General features: G+C 45.2%; 16 protein-coding genes. 4 read left to right on the top strand and 12 right to left on the bottom strand.

Annotated features, from left to right (window positions below):
• Nucleotides 1–8: 8 nt before the first annotated feature.
• A complete protein-coding gene (locus ABLT31_RS04860) occupies nt 9–230 on the bottom strand; it encodes a hypothetical protein (RefSeq protein ID WP_367749390.1) in 222 nt (73 codons plus the stop codon).
• A 147-nt stretch (nt 231–377) separates the two neighbouring features.
• Between ABLT31_RS04860 and ABLT31_RS04855 the strand changes: the two genes are divergently transcribed.
• On the top strand, nt 378–929 hold the full coding sequence (locus ABLT31_RS04855) for a DJ-1/PfpI family protein (protein ID WP_367749389.1): 552 nt from the start codon (nt 378–380) through the stop codon (nt 927–929).
• Between the two features lie 352 nt (nt 930–1,281).
• Here the strand turns inward: ABLT31_RS04855 and ABLT31_RS04850 are convergent, their stop codons facing one another.
• Complete coding sequence (locus ABLT31_RS04850) at nt 1,282–1,437, bottom strand: hypothetical protein (RefSeq protein WP_367749388.1); 156 nt, start codon at nt 1,435–1,437, stop codon at nt 1,282–1,284.
• Between the two features lie 167 nt (nt 1,438–1,604).
• Between ABLT31_RS04850 and ABLT31_RS04845 the strand changes: the two genes are divergently transcribed.
• Nucleotides 1,605–4,085, top strand: coding sequence for a transglycosylase domain-containing protein (locus tag ABLT31_RS04845; protein ID WP_367749387.1), 2,481 nt, complete (start codon nt 1,605–1,607; stop codon nt 4,083–4,085).
• 91 nt (nt 4,086–4,176) lie between these two features.
• Here ABLT31_RS04845 and ABLT31_RS04840 read toward each other — a convergent pair whose 3' ends face one another.
• Nucleotides 4,177–5,718, bottom strand: a complete 1,542-nt coding sequence (locus ABLT31_RS04840) for an alkaline phosphatase family protein (protein WP_367749386.1) — start codon at nt 5,716–5,718, stop codon at nt 4,177–4,179.
• A 493-nt stretch (nt 5,719–6,211) separates the two neighbouring features.
• On the bottom strand, nt 6,212–7,387 hold the full coding sequence (locus ABLT31_RS04835; protein ID WP_367749385.1) for an ATP-grasp domain-containing protein: 1,176 nt from the start codon (nt 7,385–7,387) through the stop codon (nt 6,212–6,214).
• Between the two features lie 594 nt (nt 7,388–7,981).
• Here ABLT31_RS04835 and ABLT31_RS04830 point away from each other — a divergent pair.
• Nucleotides 7,982–8,134 carry a hypothetical protein gene (locus ABLT31_RS04830; RefSeq protein WP_367749384.1) on the top strand — a complete coding sequence of 51 codons (153 nt, stop codon included), beginning with the start codon at nt 7,982–7,984 and terminating at the stop codon, nt 8,132–8,134.
• 194 nt (nt 8,135–8,328) lie between these two features.
• On the top strand, nt 8,329–9,270 hold the full coding sequence (locus ABLT31_RS04825; RefSeq protein WP_367749383.1) for a glycosyltransferase: 942 nt from the start codon (nt 8,329–8,331) through the stop codon (nt 9,268–9,270).
• A 484-nt stretch (nt 9,271–9,754) separates the two neighbouring features.
• Here the strand turns inward: ABLT31_RS04825 and ABLT31_RS04820 are convergent, their stop codons facing one another.
• The 8 genes from ABLT31_RS04820 to xylF form a co-directional block, all read right to left on the bottom strand.
• The gene (locus ABLT31_RS04820; RefSeq protein ID WP_367749382.1) at nt 9,755–10,462 is read right to left on the bottom strand and encodes an ABC transporter ATP-binding protein; all 708 of its coding nucleotides are present in this window, start codon (nt 10,460–10,462) and stop codon (nt 9,755–9,757) included.
• A complete protein-coding gene (locus tag ABLT31_RS04815) occupies nt 10,455–11,243 on the bottom strand; it encodes an ABC transporter ATP-binding protein (protein WP_367749381.1) in 789 nt (262 codons plus the stop codon). Before ABLT31_RS04815 ends, ABLT31_RS04820 begins: the two co-directional genes overlap by 8 nt.
• On the bottom strand, nt 11,221–12,183 hold the full coding sequence (locus ABLT31_RS04810) for a branched-chain amino acid ABC transporter permease (protein ID WP_367749380.1): 963 nt from the start codon (nt 12,181–12,183) through the stop codon (nt 11,221–11,223). The genes ABLT31_RS04815 and ABLT31_RS04810 overlap by 23 nt, the downstream gene beginning before the upstream one ends.
• Before the next feature lie 12 nt (nt 12,184–12,195).
• On the bottom strand, nt 12,196–13,071 hold the full coding sequence (locus ABLT31_RS04805; protein ID WP_367749379.1) for a branched-chain amino acid ABC transporter permease: 876 nt from the start codon (nt 13,069–13,071) through the stop codon (nt 12,196–12,198).
• 71 nt (nt 13,072–13,142) lie between these two features.
• A complete protein-coding gene (locus tag ABLT31_RS04800; protein ID WP_367749378.1) occupies nt 13,143–14,351 on the bottom strand; it encodes an ABC transporter substrate-binding protein in 1,209 nt (402 codons plus the stop codon).
• A 492-nt stretch (nt 14,352–14,843) separates the two neighbouring features.
• Nucleotides 14,844–16,028 carry a sugar ABC transporter permease gene (locus ABLT31_RS04795; protein ID WP_367749377.1) on the bottom strand — a complete coding sequence of 395 codons (1,185 nt, stop codon included), beginning with the start codon at nt 16,026–16,028 and terminating at the stop codon, nt 14,844–14,846.
• A 1-nt stretch (nt 16,029) separates the two neighbouring features.
• On the bottom strand, nt 16,030–17,541 hold the full coding sequence (locus tag ABLT31_RS04790) for a xylose ABC transporter ATP-binding protein (RefSeq protein ID WP_367749376.1): 1,512 nt from the start codon (nt 17,539–17,541) through the stop codon (nt 16,030–16,032).
• A gap of 62 nt (nt 17,542–17,603) precedes the next feature.
• On the bottom strand, nt 17,604–18,701 hold the full coding sequence (gene xylF, locus ABLT31_RS04785; protein ID WP_367749375.1) for a D-xylose ABC transporter substrate-binding protein: 1,098 nt from the start codon (nt 18,699–18,701) through the stop codon (nt 17,604–17,606).
• Between the last annotated feature and the right edge of the window lie 139 nt (nt 18,702–18,840).

Below are 18,840 nucleotides of genomic sequence, written 5' to 3'. Positions count from 1 at the left end.
GATTTACATCACCAGGATACCTCCTCAGGCGGCAGAGGATGTTCATTTACCCGAATGTTATGCAGCATGCCGTCTTTGATATAGAAAACACGGTCTGCCATCTCAGCGATTCCTGCATTATGGGTGATGATGATCACCGTTTTGCCGTATGTTCTATTGAAATCCTTCAGCAGCTTCAGCACTTGAATGCCTGTTATGAAATCCAGGGCCCCAGTCGGCTCATCGCACAACAGGATGTCAGGATTCTTGGCAATTGCTCACCAGTCGCTTGGCAACCCATAATTCCCTATCATTCCTTTGTAGAAATTCCACTTGCAAAAACACCTCAAATTGTTAGAATAAAATGGTAAGTCAATCTTTTAAAAGAGGTGAGTTCGATGAGCAAAAAGGTGTTGATCGTAACCGGAGATGCTGTTGAAGCGCTGGAAATTTTCTATCCTTATTATCGTTGCTTGGAAGAGGGGTATGAGACCGTTATTGCTTCGCCGACTCGAAAAACATTACATACGGTTTGTCATGATTTTGAACCACATAGTGAGACTTACACAGAAAAGCCTGCCTACCGATTGGAATCCCATGTCGCCTTTGAAGAGGTGAACCCCGCTGACTTTGATGGCTTGATTATTCCTGGAGGTCGGGCACCCGAGTACATTCGGTTGAACCAACACCTAAAGTCTATCGTTGCCCACTTCTTTGCTGAAGGTAAACCCGTAGCTTCCATTTGTCACGGCTCTCAGGTGTTAGCTTTGGTGAGTGAGTATATCCAAGGAAAAAAAATGACGGCCTATCAGGCATGCCGTCCTGATGTGGAAGCATGTGGTGCATTATACCAGACCGAAACCCTTCACGTAGATGGTACACTCGTATCTGCTCATGCTTGGCCTGATCTTCCCGGTTTTATGAGAGAGTTTATTAAATTGCTTGGATAACAGTAAAAGGACTGTTCCCTAATTTTGGGGCAGTCCTTTTCAGATCACCATTCCTGTTTCCCTAAAATTTTTTAGCACGAATAGGCTTAATGGATATTCCCATCCGTCAGCATCCCAAATAAAGTTAGAAAGTATACACTGAAGTCTCCATCCTTTTCTCGGCGTATGATAGCTTGATATATTCACTTCATTGTACCCATAGCGATCCCCGCTTTCTTTATGAAATCCCCTCGATTTCAAGACCTTTCTCAAAGTTTGTACTAGAGCAAACAAAAAGGCTGCCAAAGCAACCTTTATCGGTAACGCAATCTCGTTTGTTTAACACTAATGTAGTATAAAAATTCTTCTTGAACTAAAGCAAAAAGGATAAAGAAATTAATACAACGGAGATATTAAAAAGAATTTCAAACCAAGGTTTTCTTTTTGCATTCATGAGATTGAACGCTTTATACCCACATCTGGCTATAATGATCACCCAAGCAAGCTGAAGAAGTAATGCAGGAATCATCGAATCCCCTCCGTTTAATAAAAATAATTTTTTTACAATTCTATGTCTTAAGGTAACGGACTATTAGCATGTCATGTTTCATTTTTCAATTCTGTCGTACCGACCTAAAAACGGATGTGATTTCGAATGGATATAAGAAATCCTGACCTGATAACAGGAGGGGGAACATGAAATTTAAATGGATGATGGTCCTATCGATCCTTGTTTTTTTCATTGGTGGGAGTTATGCCGTGGTTATCCTAGCCGGTGAAGATCTTTTGGATGAGGATAAGATGGAAATGTCGGAGACATCCGTTATTTATGATCAGCAGGATAAGCCTATTGCCAAATTATTTGTAGAAAATCGGGAATATGTGACCCTGGATAACATCCCAGCCCACCTGATCGATGCCTTTGTCGTAACGGAGGATATTCGTTTTTATGAACACCATGGAATAGACCTCATTGGAATTCTGCGTGCTTTGTACGTCGATATTCGAGCAGGTAAAATTGTGGAGGGAGGCAGCACGATTACTCAGCAGTTGGCCAAAAATACCTTCCTCGACCATGATCGAACCTTCGTGCGCAAGATCAAGGAAGTCATCATCGCCTTGAACCTGGAGAGAAAATATACGAAAACGGAAATTCTTGAAAGGTATCTGAACCGCATTTATTTCGGCAATGGGGCATATGGAGTTCAAGCCGCAGCCAATCTCTACTTTGGAAAGAACGTTGAAAATCTTACATTAGCAGAATCCGCCACGTTAGCAGCCCTTCCTAAAGCACCCAATACGTACTCTCCTTTTAATAATCCCGACAAAGCAGAAAAACGAAGAAATCTTGTCCTTTCCCTTATGAAGGAAAATACCTCTGTGCTTCGCAGCCAGGTGACAGCAGAACAAATCGCAGCCGCACAGAAAGAACCATTGAAGGCCCATCAACCTACGAATCAGTCGGATCGCTATCAGGCTTATATCGATTATGTGGTTAAAGAGGCCGCCGAACAATACGGAATTCAGGAAAAAGAATTGTATCGGGGTGGTTACCAAATCTATACCTGGCTGGATCCTAAGGTACAGCATGCGATGAACGAAGTATACAGCAACTCGCAATACTTCCCTCAAGATGGCCCTCATCAGAAAGTGGAAAGCGGCATGGTGGTCCTGGATTCGCACACTGGCGGCATTACTGGAATGGTTGGCGGCCGGGAATATGCAGCAAAAGGACTAAACCGTGCCTTGATTGAGAGGCAACCCGGCTCCTCCTTTAAGCCGATTGCGGTATATGCCCCTGCACTAGAAAAGGGATGGAATCCCTTTGATTTGCTGGAGGATAAGAGAAAATCCTTCAGTGGATATACCCCACGCAATTATGACCGGAAGTATCGGGGGACCGTGACGATGGTTGATGCGGTACGCATGTCTTATAATTTGCCTGCGGTTTGGCTGCTGGATCAAATCGGGGTTAAGTTCTCCCTGCCTTTCATTGAAAAATTCGGTATTGATTTAGACAAAAAGGATCGCAACTTGGCGATTGCATTGGGCGGTTTGACAAAAGGGGTCTCTCCCCTGGAAATGGCTCAAGCTTATACGACATTCGTCAACCATGGCATCCGAAATGAAGCACATGCGATCCGCAAAATTAAAGATACAAGTGATGTCTTGATTGCTGAAGCCGAGCATAAGCAAACCCAAGTACTAAGTCCCCAAAGTGCTTACTATATGCACCTCATGCTGGAAGCGGTTGTTCAAAAAGGTACGGGCACAGCGGCTAGAATCGATCGACCTGTCGCAGGAAAAACCGGAACCACACAAATGCCGGGAAGTTCCGGAGGCAACAAGGATGCTTGGTTTGTTGGCTACACACCCGAGTATGTCGGGGCGGTCTGGATCGGGTTTGACCGGCCGGATCAGCAGCATGTGTTAAAGGGTGGAAGCAGTGATGCAGCTAAAATATTCGGTACCGTAATGAAAAAGGCCTTAAAGGGGGTCCCGGTTCAACCGTTTCAACGGCCAGAAGGAGTAGAAGATCTCATTCCACCTGTTCAACTAGAACCCATTCGCGATTTAAAGGGTGAATTCGTTTCTCATGATGACCAAATATCTTACTTGTTAAACTGGACACCGAACAGAGATAAAAGAGTCCATTACCGAATCTATCGGTTCCAGGAAGCACTTTCCGATCAAAAGGAGCTGCTTGCGCAAACAGCAGAAGCGGAATTTAGCATCGATGCCGAAGCAGCGCATGGGTTCAGCTACTTTGCCGTTCCGTATGATCCGGAAAGCGGCCGAGAAGGAGCGCCTTCCCACATCGTGAAAGCCGATCTCTCCCTGTTTCAGGAACTCTTTGATAAACTGCTTTCGGATGAACAAACGGATAATGAGGAATCCCCAGAAAAGGAACAGCTACAGCCTGCACCGGAAGGAGAAGACGATCGACAGGAAGAGCAGGATCAATCGGATGAGCAGGATCAGCAAGATGAGCCTGTGAACCAGGAGCAGGATGAGCAAACGGATCCAGTACAGACAGAACAACCGCATGAGGAGGAACCCAACCCGCCGACTGATAACGATGAAGTAAATGAACAGCTCCAAAACGCGGAAACTCCCCCTTCTGACAACAAGGATCTCTCCGGGGAAGGTTCAGAAACTATTACAGACCCCCAGTAAAGGCTTCAAGGGGGAGGAGCATAAAAAGCCCTAAGCTCTTTTTCGGTTTCCGCTTAGGGCTATGCTATCTATTTAGCTGTTTTGTGAAACCTTATGTCGGGTTTAACAGTCCCAAAATAAACTCTTTCAGATCAACAAGCCTGTTATATTTAGGACTTTCTTTCGTACCAGCGATAAACATGGGAAAAAAGCTGTCCACTTCATGGAAGGCTCCGTGGGATCCACCTCCCACATGAGTGGGTGAACTTGTTCCTTTCATTTCATAGCCCGGACATGTGGTGACAATAAGAAATCTTCCTTCGTGGGAATAATGCGCGCCATAAAGCCGCATAAGCCCATCCGGGTAGGATCCATAAGTAACCTTTGCTCCCGAAGGATCGCGCCTTAGGTCAAGAACTTCCATTTCCCCTTCAATATCCCATTGCTGGTCATATTCATCCGCTAAGGTTCTCCCCTTGCGGAAACGCATCTCCTTCTCTGATCCCCCTTGCAGTACATACACCCAATCTTGGTCTCTCCAGCTAATCGTATCGAGTCTCTCATCCTGTTTTAAGCGATTGACGATATCCTGCAGTTTCACATGAGCCTGCAGGGCATAGATATAACTCATCCTTTCATTCACAGCTAAGGCAATTTCATCATGTGGTCTTGAATGCCCTAAAGGAGCCACTTTCATCGTACTGAACGTACGGTCCAAATCGACAATCGCTTCTTCTTTATCGTTTTTGATTTTAGAAAGACCGCTGTCCCCCATCACAATGAAGATATGTTTTTCAAGCGCCTTCTCCCATTTGCCGAAAGCATTCAATACATCCTGCAGCTGACGGTCGACCTGAAGGACCGATTTACTCGATACTTCTCCCTGTTTGTGTGACTCATGGTCCAAATCCGCCAAATAAACCATCGTAAATGAAGAAAGTTGATTTCCTCTTATCAGATCAACCAAGTGCCGGATGGAAACTTGATTATTCACCCCGTAGTATCTGATGAATGAATAGAATCCGCAAACCAAGTAACGATAAAAGTTTCCCAGTACAAAATAGTCCGGGGCCATTGTCTGTATCGCGGCAAAAGGCCAAGGAATACCAAGATCCTTCGGATGATTCGAGCGGTAGACTAAGCCGTTAATCGAAGCTGTAGAACGGTTAGAAGCTGCTAATTCTTCATGGATCGTGCGCTTCTTTTCGCTTAAATGCGTATTATTCAGATGAAACAGGCCATCCTTCATGACCTGCCTGATCCCGCTTTTTATCGTTGGAATGACCCCATCCCCGTAATGAATCAGCCGTTTCTCGTCCATTTTAAACCAGCGAAGACCTGGAACACGATGTTCATCCGCGTAGCTGCCTGTGAGCAGGGTGCTGTCGATCGTAACGGACATGGTTGGAAAAGAGCTCACCATCCGGTTAGTGTAGCTCCCGTTCTCCCTCAAAAACGAAAAGGCTGGAGCTTGGTTTTGTGCCATCAGGCTCTCTAAGGGCTCAGACAAAAGGGAATCAACAATAATTAAGACCACTTTCTTTCCTTCTTCAGCAGTGAAAACCGGCTTCTTCCTTCGGCCGATTCTTACATAAACCCAGTATGTAATTACCAATACGAGAATGATTAGAATGGCAAACCGTACATCTATCATTGAAATCCTCCAGTTTATAATACTATCCATATGTTTCCCTAATAGGGGATAAATAACTTTTTACAAATAAAAATAACTCCCCTCCGAACGGAATGTTATCTTCTGATTGGAGGGCAGATATTTTGATTTTTTATTCGTGAATTAATTCGTCATCTGAGGCGGTTAGTGATATTTTATCCCGACAATCGAAGCATTCACATCGGTTTCTTTCTATCATCGATAGTTCTTCCCCACAATGCACACAAAAATCAAGCATCATATAGCCTCCCTTTTACGGTTGTTTGATTCCCCCTTACATCATTTTATGATCCTCAAAAGAGAAGGTAACAAAAGTACTGAAAATTGATAAAATAGGACTAATCTTCAACGGTCCTAAACTCAACCTGTTAGGTTTTTTTTGTGTGTTCCTTTCTCGTTAAGAAAAAAAATAAGTGCTGTGAGTTTACCACTGCACTTCCTTTAGACTTAGAGAGATTGGAATCCCCCCATCCATTTATTCAAAACCACTGTTTTCCATCTCTCTTTCTATGCCCTTTATCTCCTCTTTCGAATGACCGACTACAAGACTAGAGATATAGATCGGATTGTCAGCGGTTGGGATCATGGGATTGTAAACACAGATTAGCACTAGCATTTTGCCCTCTATAAATGGTTCAACTGAATTTCTGCATTCCTTAAAAGTTAATGTGGTTTTCCATCTGCGCAATTTCAGCACGGATACACCCCATGATTCCATTATACTATCCCTTAGGAGCAACGCGCCGGTAGAACCATTTTGTCTGAAGTTCAAGTCGATGACAAAAATGCGATGATCTTCCGTCATGACGGTATCGATTCCGGAAAATCCCCAATATCCAAGGGAAACTGCCTTTTCCATGATTCCTTTACACAATTCGATGGCTTCCGTCGGTGGTTGATCTTTTGCATGGATCCAATTTCCACCGTATTTGCCTTCCTCATTAATAATTTGTTCCGCTGTACCAAGGTAAACCAAGCGACCTGTATAGGTTTGAGCAAACTGCACGCAATAATTTTTTTTGATGGGTAAAAATTTTTCAATCACCACATGAGAGCAGGATTTAAACATCTGTTTGGCTTGTTGGAGATGCATAACATTTTTACAAATGCATACGTCTAACCCACCACCATTCGGTTCGTCCGTTGCCGCTTTGACTACATACGGAAATTCAAAGGGAATAGAATGGTTGTTCCTAAACTCTTGGATTGTTAATATTTTACGCTCTGGAACGTAAGGTTTTGGAACGAGATCTTCCAGGTTCCTTTTATTATTTATATAGGTTAATAATTCAGTTTTGATCCAATATTGATTTTCATCCCATTCGCCCTGCAGATGAGCATAATTAATAATCAGCTTTTGATTCTTTTTTTGTAAGGCATTCAATAAGCGACTATAGCTTTTTTGATCTTCATAGATATAGAACTCTTGGGCAACGGGCAGGCCAGCATCTTTAAGAATCGATAGACATGAAGATCTCGTAACATTCCTGTGACATAATAAAGGGGTTTCCCCTGCCATAGTTATTAAACTACCAGTTCCTGAATCTTGTGATATCGAACCAGGAAGCCATCGGCTGTTTTGATACGATCCTCTTCCATTGAAGAGGTATCCAGGACCAAATATATCATAAAGGGTGATCATGGGCTTCATCCCGTTCTTCCCCTTCCTTTCCTCAGAATTCCCCTGCTATAGATTATTCGGTTCATCGAATAACGCACTCAACATCAGCCTAATTCCTCTTTTCCTAGTTAATTGAACAGTCGTTCCAATTAAAATTTCATACCATATGGAAAGGTTTGGATGATTGAAGCCAATTGTACCCCCGCTGTCGGTGGATTCCGTTACTTGGAGGATTTATCTATGCACAAAACGATTGAAAGGTATATTGCTTATAATAAAAGAAAGTAATAATGAAAAAAGATAAGGAAAGTCAAAAATTACTCGTTTTTAGCTCAAGCTTCACCTGATCTTGCGGGTTTCATGATAGAATCTATTGTAAACACCCAGTCTAAAACGCATTTAGTTGTTAGACTGGAGTTTTGTCCTATTGATCTTATTGGTAAGAAAATCTGACATACATACTGATATTTTCCAATGAAGCAGGTATATTTACATATGAATATTGTATAGATTGGACTCTAATCCTTTGAAAGCGCGGGATTAGAGTCCTTTTTACATCTATTCCTGTAATTTACATCAATAATAAGGGCATGATGAAATTATCCCTAATAAGGAGGTTTGATCATGGATGAAAGAATAAACTTACCTGGCGAATATACCCCTGCCGTTCTAACAATGGACCAGCTTGAGCAAATAAAAAGAATGGAAAAAGAACTCGGTGTCATCTTAATTGCCTACGAGCGCGACATTACAGAAGCATCAATGTATCAAAGTTAAGCGGAATGGGGTAACCAACCCCTTCCCGCTCCCGCCTAAAGCATCCTTAAGCTTTTCCAGCCCGCGTTTCGGATTTTTCAATCTGATTCTGATTGTATGAGTAGTTCCCTTTTAAATTTCTCTTCATAACATATATTGGGAGATAAAATGATAGAAATGAAGTTTGGAAAACAGTGAAAAAGGGGGTGTATTCATTGGGGAAAGCAAACATACGCTTCCTCGCCGACAAACGGCTCTATTCCCGGACTGAGGAATGCTTGCAATTCTTGCGTAAACTCGGTCCAGGTTCTGACAAACCCTCTCTTCCCATCCCACAGAGGTTTCACGTGTATTGGTACGGCCCTATATCCGCGAAGCAAACTTTCACAATTAAGTCCTTCCTAGCCACACAGGACCTTAAGAGGTCAGAGCTATGGCTGTGGCTGGATAACGAAAGCGGATATGCTGGCTATAAGAAGAATCCCCAACTCCTTCCGTACCTTCCTTACCTCCATGTGAGACGTTTCGATCCCGAGGCTGAGGCGCGAAACACCCCGCTCGAACGAAGACCGGAGCTGTACCGTAATGTTAGTCTCTCCGCACGTTCTGACTTCTTTCGTTTCGTAGCGCTTTACAAGTACGGCGGAATCTACATTGACATGGACATCATGTTTCTCCGTGATATGAGCAGGCTTATCCGAAATTTTCATAGTGAGTTTTGCTATCAATGGTCTTCCCAACCTTTTGCCAACAGCGCCGTTCTAAAGCTTCGGCAACACAGCAAAAATGCGCAGAAGCTCCTGACCAGATGCATTAGGGTGAAAAGCTGCCACCCTAGAAAAGTGCTTCGATTGGATTATAACATTGATCTCGACCTCCTGGTACTGCCCTGCCCTTTCTTCGATCCCCTCTGGCCTCATCACGACCGGGAGGATAAGTACAAAGCGGCTCCATTCCAACGGTTTGAGGACTTTTTCCGCAAGTTTGACAAGAAGTTCCAGCGTAAGCCAACCATTCATTCGTATCGGGATTTCTTTCCCGGTGCCTTCGCCTACCACTGGCATAACGTTTGGGATGCCCATGAACATAAGAATTCCTATTTTGGGTTCTTCGACCAGGAGTTTGACAGCATCCTCCGTAAAAAGCTGGGTATATAAGCAAAAAATTTCTGAATCACTCCGAGTCTATGTTTCCCATGTTGAAATAGGTGGAAAAACGCCACTTACAACCAAATTTTAACCAGATAAAGGCCGAATAGCTGGTAAATCTCCAGCCATTTCAACTTCATCCCTTCATTTTGGTCGTTCTACGGTCATTAGTGGGCATTTTTCCACCTAATTGCATCAAAAAGTCATGATCTGAAGCATTAGTTGGCGAATTTCCAACTAACACACCCTCACCATCTATCAACCGATCCTAAACTCCTTTGACTCTCTGCAAGTTAATTAGCTCTTCCATTAGGGCCGCTTCCTTCAACTGTTCTTGCGGGCATTTAACACACTCGTTAGACTCTGAATGACTCGATGTTTTTCATGGAACTGTTTTATTACTGTGTTTCCACAAACAAAGTGAATGCGACCAAGAATATTTGGATGAAGCCATTAAGGTATTGAAAAAACCTCCCGCATAGGGAGGCTTTATTTAATGTCCGCCAAGATAAGCTTGCTTTACCTGCTCACTCGCTTGCAGCTCTTCCGCTGTCCCGGAAAGGATCACTCGCCCTGTCTCAATGACGTAAGCCCGGTGCGCGATGGATAAAGCCATATGGGCGTTTTGTTCCACTAATAAAATGGTCGTGCCTTCGCGATTGATTTCTTCGATAATCTGAAAGATCGTTTTAACCAGCAAAGGGGCCAGACCCATGGAAGGCTCGTCCAGAAGCAGCAGCTTGGGACGGGCCATAAGCGCACGGCCCATCGCCAGCATTTGCTGCTCTCCCCCCGAGAGTGTCCCGGATAATTGGGTTCTTCGCTCATGCAAGCGAGGAAATTTCTCATACACCTTTTGCATGTCTTGACGAATCCCCGCCTTATCGGTGCGCAGAAACGCTCCCAGCTCCAAGTTTTCTTCGACCGACATATTGGCAAACACCCTGCGTCCTTCCGGAACGTGGGATATCCCCTCCCGCACGATGGCTTGCGCTTGTTTATCGGTAATGGAGTGGCCGAGATATTCGATCTTTCCTTTCTTAGGCTTCAGCAGACCAGACAAGGCCTTCAGCAACGTGCTTTTCCCTGCGCCATTGGCCCCGATCAAGGTAACGATCTCCCCTTGCTGAACATCCAAGGAAACCTCTTTGAGCGCGTGAATGTTTCCATAATAGACATCAATGTGATCGACTTTAAGCATGGTTTTGGTCGACCTCCTCTCCCAAGTAAGCCTCAACGACCTTAGGATGGTTCCGAATCACTTCAGGAGTCCCCTCGGCAATCAGCTGACCATGATCCAATACATAGATTCGTTCACAAATCCCCATGACCAGATTCATATCATGCTCAATTAATAGAATTGTCAGATTGAATTCTTGGCGGATAAAAGCAATCAGCTCCATCAATTGATGGGTCTCCTGCGGATTCATCCCTGCTGCTGGTTCGTCCAGCAGCAACAGCTTCGGTCCGGCAGCCAGCGCCCGGGCAATCTCCAATCTTCGCTGCTGGCCGTAAGGCAGATTTTTCGCGGTTTCATCTTTTAACTGGTCCAGCTCAAAAATCTTAAGGAAATTCATCGCTTTCTCTTCCATCTCGCGTTCCCCAGCGAAATGGGAAGGAAGCCGCAAAATCGAGCTGAACATGGAGTGCTTCGCTAAGGAATGGTAGGCTACCTTAACATTGTCCAGCACGGAAAGTTCCTTAAACAATCGGATATTTTGAAACGTGCGGCTGATTCCTTTGCGCGTAATTTCATAGGGATCCAAACCGTTCAAGCGTTGTCCGCTTAATTGGATTTCCCCCTCTGTAGGCTCATAAACGCCAGTCAGCAAATTGAAGCATGTCGTTTTTCCGGCTCCGTTGGGTCCGATCAGGCCAATCAGCTCCCCCTGATGGATTTCCATATGAACATCGGAAACGGCTTTTAAACCGCCAAACTGAATTCCTGCACCATCTACCTTAAGCAATGGTTTTGTTGCCATTGGAGCCCCCCCTTTTCCCGCCGGTCCATTTGCCTAAGTAGTCTGTGATTTCCCTTGTTCCCATCAGCCCCTGAGGTCGGTACAGCATCACAATAATCAGCACTAAACTGTAGAGGATCATCCTCGTTTCCGCATAATCCTGCAGGAAGGTCGAAATCATGGTCAGAAGAATCGCCGAGATGACCGCCCCGGACATACTGCCCAAACCACCCAGTACAACAAAAATCAAAATATCAAAGGACTTTAAAAATCCAAAGTTAGTCGGTTGAATGATATAAAAGTTATGGGAGTATAATCCCCCGGCCAATCCGGCAAAGAAGGAGCCCAGCGTAAAGGCCGCCACTTTGTAATACGTGGTATTGATCCCCATCGCATCCGCTGCAATTTCATCTTCCCGGATGGAAATGCAGGCTCGTCCATGCGTAGAATTCGTAAAGTTGGATATCACAAGGATCGAGATCAACAAGCATACAAAAGTGACCGTCCAATTAGTGAAATGGGACACCTGCATACCAGCCGCTCCGCCGACATAATCGATATTCAGGAATACAATCCGGATAATTTCCCCAAATCCTAGGGTCGCAATCGCCAAATAATCACCCTTAAGCCGCAAGCTGGGAATCCCTACAAGCAATCCCGCCAGGGCGGCCATGATCCCGCCTGCAATGAGGGCCACTGGGAACGGCATATGCAATTTCATGGTAACAATAGCGGAAACATAGGCCCCCACAGCCAGAAATCCGGCATGACCAATTGAAAACTGTCCGGTGATCCCGATGACAATGTGCAGGCTGACCGCCAAGATAATATTAATAGCTGTAAAGATCAATGTATTCACATAAAATTGATTCAATAAATTAGATGAAATAAGGAATTGGATAATTCCGTAAAACACTACCGAAAGAATGAGAAATCCCCAAAAGCCTTTACCCTGTTTCACTGGTCGCCTCACCTACACTTTCTCTCTCATATTTTTGCCAAAGAGGCCGGACGGTCTGAAGATCAGAATTAAAATCAGGATAATGAAGGCTGCCGCATCTCTCCAGAGGGAATAGCCAGCCGCACTAACCACCGTTTCAACCACACCAAGCAAGAGGCCCCCAATCATGGCTCCCGGGATAATGCCAATCCCCCCGAGCACCGCTGCCACGAATGCCTTCAAGCCGGGGATAATCCCCATGAGCGGTTCAATTTTCGTATAATATATACCAAAAATCACACCAGCTGCGCCAGCCAATGCGGATCCAATGGCAAACGTAGCGGAGATCGTGTTATCCACGTTGATTCCCATTAAGCGGGCAGCTTCCGCATCATAAGAAACCGCACGCATCGCTTTCCCAATTTTGGTCCGATGGACAATAAATTGCAAAATAACCATTAGGGAAAGAGAAACGGCAAGGATGAAAACCGATTGACTGCTGATAGAGACTCCGAATAAATCGAAATTTTTCGCTGGAAATACATTCGGATAGGCTTCTGGCTGTGCCCCGCGGACATAGATTGTCACATACTCAATGAGCAACGAAACGCCGATTGCCGTAATCAGAGCAGCGATGCGCGTCGCATTGCGCAGACGCTTATAAGCGATCCGCTCAATAATCACACCAAGTAAAGCGCAAACGATCATAGACAGCGCCAAAGCCGGCAGGAAGCCTAACCCTAGCCCTTTGATCGCAAAAAATCCTACAAACGCCCCAATCATAAACACGTCACCATGGGCAAAGTTAATCAACTTAATGATCCCGTAAACCATGGTATATCCAAGTGCGATCAAGGCATAAATGCTGCCGAGTGAAATACCGTTAACAAGCTGCTGTATCCATTCCATGTCTGTTCACTCCTGTCGGGAAAGTAACTAGAAGTACAAAAAAAGGGAGGAATCCCTCCCTTTTTCCCTGCTTAAGGATTAACCTTTGTTTTAAATGTTTGCTTTCCATCTTTGTATTCCAGGATCGTTGCCGACTTAATCGGGTTATGCTTATCATCGAACGTAACCATACCCGAAACAAGAGCTAATTCCTTCGTCTGAGCCATCGCATCTTTAATTTTCACAGGATCGGTATCGCCTGCGCGCTTGATGGCATCTGCTAATAGATAAACGGAATCATAACCCAATGCGTTGAAGGCATCTGGGGACTTATCACTGAACTTGGTCTTAAAGGAAGTTACGAACTGCTGAATTTTCGGATCCGGATCTTCGGAAGAATAGTGGTTCGTAATAAAAGTATTATTTAAAGCTTCCGCTCCAGCCAACTCCACTAGCTTCGGAGAATCCCAACCGTCTGCACCCATAAGCGGCGCAGTAATTCCCATTTCACGAGCTTGCTTAATGATCAAACCGACTTCTTCATAGTATCCAGGAATGAAGATGAAATCCGGATTAGCAGATTTGATTCGAGTCAAGGTAGCGCGGAAATCCGTATCCTTCGCAACATAAGCTTCTTCAGCTACAATCTTTCCGCCTGCAGCCGTAAAGGTTTCCTTGAAAGAAGCAGCAAGCCCCTTGGCATAATCACTGGCATTGTCAGCAAATATCGCCACATTCTTCACTTTTAACTCATTGGCAGCAAAATTCGCCGCAACCGTTCCTTGGAAAGGATCTATATAACTCGTACGGAATACGAAATCTTTAACCGCTCCATCTTCGCCTACGGTCACATTCGGACTCGTACCGGAAGGGGAAAGAATAACCGTTTGATTGTCCGTAGCCACCTGTACCTGAGCCACCGTATTACCGCTTGTGGCTGCCCCAATAATAGCGGTTACTTTATCTTGGCTTGTCAACTTGATGGCCGCATTGGTTGCCTCAGCCGCTTCAGACTTATTATCCACTTTGATCACTTCAAGCTTCTTTCCATTTACCCCGCCATTGTTGTTGATCTCTTCTACAGCCAGGTCAAGTCCTTCGGCAATCGATTGACCGTAAGAAGCAACCGCACCGGATAGCTCCAGGTTAGCACCAATCTTAATTACGTCTCCACCTGCATCTTTTGCACCTTCCGTGCTGCCTCCTCCGGATTCAGTTGACCCGCCGCATCCGGCTAATAGACCAAGCAATAAAGCAGAGGTCATTGCTAATTGTGCTGCTTTTTTTCTAAAATTTCTCATTTAAGTACCCCCTGTTTCCTTTTTTAATTATTCCGAGAGATGTGAATATACTTGTGCTGTATATGTAAACTAGAAACTCACACCTTCGGATTAATTCAATCAAAATGGACCAATTTAAAAAGATAGTTAATTGATCAAAATGTATTATAAATCAAAAAATTTGTTTAGTCTAGTCTCAATTTAAGCAATATACCTAAAAAACAAAGTATTTTATATAGACTAATAAATAATTAATAATACTGTGACTTCCTCTTCTTTCCTTTTTCTCCGACTCAGATTAATGATCCTTTCTCCTACTCCTTAACCGATTTTTCTATACCATCTTTCCTCAGCGATACTGCCCGTTTACTTCATGAAATTTTCACTACAACAAACTTTTAGAATTTGAACCACTAGGTTGTTCTATCTTTCATATGGTCATAAAGCAAAGAGCATGAGTCAGGACTCATGCTCTTTGCTCACTATCATCGAAAGGGGAACATCCCGAAACGTTTATTTCGCTGCTTTTTTGTTTCGGTTAGAAATATCTAGCCAAACGGCTAGAACTAGAATGCTTCCCTTCACCATATATTGCCAGAAGGTTTCCATTCCCATCAAAGACATTCCATTATCCAGAGAGGTCATTACTAATGCTCCGATGATGGCGCCTAAGATGGTGCCCGAACCGCCTATGAGGGATGTACCCCCGATCACGCAGGCGGCGATCGCATCTAATTCGTACATCTGCCCGGCAGAAATGGTTGCCGAAGACAATCGGGCAGTCAATACTAATGACGCAATGGATGATAATAAGCCCATAAGCAAAAAGATCACCATCGTCCGCTGCTTGATATTGATGCCGGATAAGCGGGCGGCATCCGGATTTCCCCCAATGGCATACACATGGCGTCCAAAGGTCGTGCGTGTCGCTACGAAAGAAAAGGCGATGGCCAGAACAATCACAAAAATGATCGGAAACGGAATCCCTTTATAGCTATTCATGGTCAAGACAAATCCAAATATCAGCAAGCTAAAGAACAGGATTTTAATCGCATCCACACCCAAGGGCTGTACGTCAAAGCCATACTTTTGACGCGATTGGCGCCTGGTCATGGCCGACCAGGCCATGGCCACCACGGCTAGCAGCGCAAGGATATACCCAAAGCCTGCCGTAAAGTAGGCATTCCCCAACGCGACAAACGAAGCATCAAAGACGGGAATCGTGGAGGATTTCGTAATCCCCATCAGCGCACCGCGAAACACCATCATCCCGCCTAGGGTGACAATAAAAGCTGGAATGGCCCGGTAGGCTACTAGCCACCCTTGGAAGACTCCAATGAAAGCGCCCGCCACCAGCGTTCCGATAATGACCATGCCAGCAGGCAAGCCCATCCAGTTGCTCAGGATCGCGGCAATCCCCCCTGTTAATCCCACAATGGATCCCACGGATAAATCGATATGGCCTGCGACTATGACCAAGACCATCCCGATAGCAAGAATAGCTGTAACCGACATTTGGGTGAAAAGGTTAGATAAGTTCCGTGCCGTCAAGAAGGTTTCATTCAGCATGCCGAATAAAAGCCAAATCAAAACCAGCGCACCGATCATGGTGTAGGCGCGAACATCCATTTTGCCGAATACATTTTTCCAAAGGTTCCCCTTCACGGGAGTTTGAACGCTCTGAACATTGGTTTGCATATTACTTCCCTCCTGTTGCTGCGAACATAATATTCTCTTGGGTAGCTTCTTCGTGGCTGAGTTCTTTCACAAATCGGCCTTCATGCATGACCAGGATGCGATCGCTCATGCCGAGTACTTCCGGCAGCTCGGAAGAAATCATAATAATCGCTACCCCTTTTTCCACGAGCTGATTCATGAGATTGTAGATTTCATATTTCGCTCCGACATCGATTCCCCGGGTGGGCTCATCCAGGATCAGGACTTTGGGATTGGACATCAGCCACTTGGCGAGGACCACCTTTTGCTGATTTCCGCCCGAGAGCGTACCGACCGGAGTTTCCAATGACGCGGTTTTGGTGCGCAGCTCTTTCACATACTTCTGGCTCCACTTAATTTCCTCATTTTGATTAATTACGCCGAAGGGGCTAATTTGGCTGAGGTTGGATAATGTGGTATTGGTCTTCACATCCATGCCCAGCACTAGCCCTAAACGCTTTCTGTCTTCGGTGACAAGGGCTAGCCCCGATCGGATGGCTTGATCGATGGATTGGATCCGAATCCAATTTCCTTCGATCAGGACTTGGCCTTCCGTCTTTCCTCCATACGCGCCAAATAGGCTCATGACCAGCTCAGACCGACCGGCTCCCATCAATCCGGCAATCCCAAGGATCTCTCCTTTCCTGACAGAGAAATTGATATCGTCTAACAGTTTTTTGTCAGGGAAATCCTTATTCCATACCGAATAGTTCCTGACTTCCAAAATCACGTCTGTAGGATGATGCGGTACCCGAGGATATCTTTCTGTCAATTCTCTGCCTACCATGAGCGAAATGACATGGTCCTCATTCGTGTCTTTTCGGTTCAGCGTGGCTATCGACTGGCCATCCCGAATCACCGTAATGCTGTCGGCTAGATGAAATACCTCAGGCATCTTATGGGAAATGTAGATGCACGACACTCCCCTGGATCTTAAATCCGCGAGAATGCCCATCAGAATCTCCACCTCGCTTTCCGTTAATGCGGCGGTCGGTTCATCCAGGATCAGGATGCGGGTGTTTTTGGACAGGGCCTTGGCGATCTCGACAAGCTGCTGTTGCCCAATCCCCAGCGTATTGATTTTCGTTTCCGGACTAATGTTTAAGCCAACGGCCTTGAGCCATTTTCCAGCCTCAAAGTATAATTCATCCCACTGAATAGCTCCCCATTTGGTCGGTTCGGCGCCAAGGAAAATGTTCTCGCCCGCGGTCATATCTTTAACTAGGGCCAATTCCTGGTGGATGATGGTGATTCCAGCTTGCTCAGCATCTGCAATTTGATGAAACTCCACTTTATTCCCTTCGATTCGGATGTCACCTGTATAAGTACCTGCAGGGTACAACCCACTGAGCACTTTCATTAACGTCGACTTTCCCGCTCCATTTTCGCCGCATAACGCATGAATCTCGCCTTTTTTGACCTTAAAGCTGACTTGATTCAAGGCTTTGACACCCGGGAATTCTTTCGTAATGCTCTCCATTTCCAGTGCGTACATCTCCAACACCTCCTATTCTATAGAAGGAGAATAGGCCTGCTGCCTACTCCCCGATTTTTTGATTACATTTTTGGCCATTGATCCTTTGGAACGTTCTTGAAAACATCCTCTAATTTTTGATAACCATCCTTGATCAAGGTTTCGGTGACGTTCTCCTTGGTTACGGCTATCGGATCAAGAAGAATGGAAGGAACATCGATTTTCGCATTGTTCACTTTTTTATCGGCCGCCACACTCTCTCCTTTTGCTACGGATACAGCCATCTCGGCTGCCTTCGTTGCGATCGCGCTGATTGGCTTATAGACCGTCATGGATTGCGTTCCCTCCACGATGCGCTGAGCGGCCGCCAGTTCCGCATCCTGTCCGGATACGGGTACTTTCCCTGCTAATCCTTGGGCATTTAAGGCTTGGATGACGCCTCCTGCCGTACCATCATTGGCGGCAACAACCGCTTGAATGTCGTTGTTATTCGCCGTGAGGGCATTCTCCATATTTTTTAAGGCTTCTTCCGGCTTCCAATCCTTTGAGAATTGGTCATATACGATTTTGATCTCTCCTTTTTCCTCAAGCGGCTTCAATACATTCATCGCCCCTTCACGGAACAAGTGAGCGTTATTATCTGTATCTGCTCCTCCGATATAAACGAAGTTGCCTTTTGGCGCACGTTCCACGATGGCTTGCGCTTGCATTTCTCCCACGCGGACATTATCGAAGGAAATGTAATAGTCGACATCCGCATTTTTAATTAAGCGGTCGTAAGAGATGACTTTGATACCTTCCTTATGGGCTTTGTCCACGATCGCTGCGGAAGCTTCGGCATTGTGCGGAACAACCACAAGAACATCCACGCCTTGAGAAATTAATTGCTCGGCCTGACTCAGCTGTGCCGCATCGTCCCCGTTGGCTGCCAAGGTTTTCACTTCCGCTCCCAATTCTTTGACCTTGGCTTCAAACAACTCCTTATCCTTCTGCCAGCGTTCTTCCTTCAGCGTATCCATAGAGAAACCGATGACCACTTTATCTCCTTCTTTTTTCTCCGTACTGGTTTCCGCCACGTTGGTCTTTTGATCACCTGTCGACACGACTCCGCAGGCTGTTAACGAAGAGGCAAGGAGTATTCCGACTGCACCTAAGGATAGACTTTTAATCCAATGTTTCATTGTAATTGATCCCCCTTTATTCATTTCATATCTGATTGCGCTTACAATTAGATCTTAGCATGGCTTAAAGGGGTGTAGAGGAGCTTTCATCTGTACTCTTTTGGTATGAAGCAGCATTTATTTGCTTCGGTTGAAAGCC

The organism is Ammoniphilus soli, assembly GCF_040813775.1.
Note: the sequence above shows the minus strand (reverse complement) of the source record. Positions and strands in the feature narration are given on the sequence as shown.

Bases quoted from the DNA above. Each gene is read 5' to 3' on its own strand.
- ABLT31_RS04815 (WP_367749381.1), bottom strand. From the start codon at position 11,243: ATGGCAACAAAACCATTGCTTAAGGTAGATGGTGCAGGAATTCAGTTT.
- ABLT31_RS04795 (WP_367749377.1), bottom strand. From the start codon at position 16,028: ATGCAAACCAATGTTCAGAGCGTTCAAACTCCCGTGAAGGGGAACCTT.
- ABLT31_RS04835 (WP_367749385.1), bottom strand. From the start codon at position 7,387: ATGAAGCCCATGATCACCCTTTATGATATATTTGGTCCTGGATACCTC.
- ABLT31_RS04840 (WP_367749386.1), bottom strand. From the start codon at position 5,718: ATGATAGATGTACGGTTTGCCATTCTAATCATTCTCGTATTGGTAATT.
- ABLT31_RS04790 (WP_367749376.1), bottom strand. From the start codon at position 17,541: ATGTACGCACTGGAAATGGAGAGCATTACGAAAGAATTCCCGGGTGTC.
- ABLT31_RS04845 (WP_367749387.1), top strand. From the start codon at position 1,605: ATGAAATTTAAATGGATGATGGTCCTATCGATCCTTGTTTTTTTCATT.
- ABLT31_RS04830 (WP_367749384.1), top strand. From the start codon at position 7,982: ATGGATGAAAGAATAAACTTACCTGGCGAATATACCCCTGCCGTTCTA.
- ABLT31_RS04820 (WP_367749382.1), bottom strand. From the start codon at position 10,462: ATGCTTAAAGTCGATCACATTGATGTCTATTATGGAAACATTCACGCG.
- ABLT31_RS04805 (WP_367749379.1), bottom strand. From the start codon at position 13,071: ATGGAATGGATACAGCAGCTTGTTAACGGTATTTCACTCGGCAGCATT.
- ABLT31_RS04850 (WP_367749388.1), bottom strand. From the start codon at position 1,437: ATGATTCCTGCATTACTTCTTCAGCTTGCTTGGGTGATCATTATAGCC.
- ABLT31_RS04800 (WP_367749378.1), bottom strand. From the start codon at position 14,351: ATGAGAAATTTTAGAAAAAAAGCAGCACAATTAGCAATGACCTCTGCT.
- xylF (WP_367749375.1), bottom strand. From the start codon at position 18,701: ATGAAACATTGGATTAAAAGTCTATCCTTAGGTGCAGTCGGAATACTC.
- ABLT31_RS04855 (WP_367749389.1), top strand. From the start codon at position 378: ATGAGCAAAAAGGTGTTGATCGTAACCGGAGATGCTGTTGAAGCGCTG.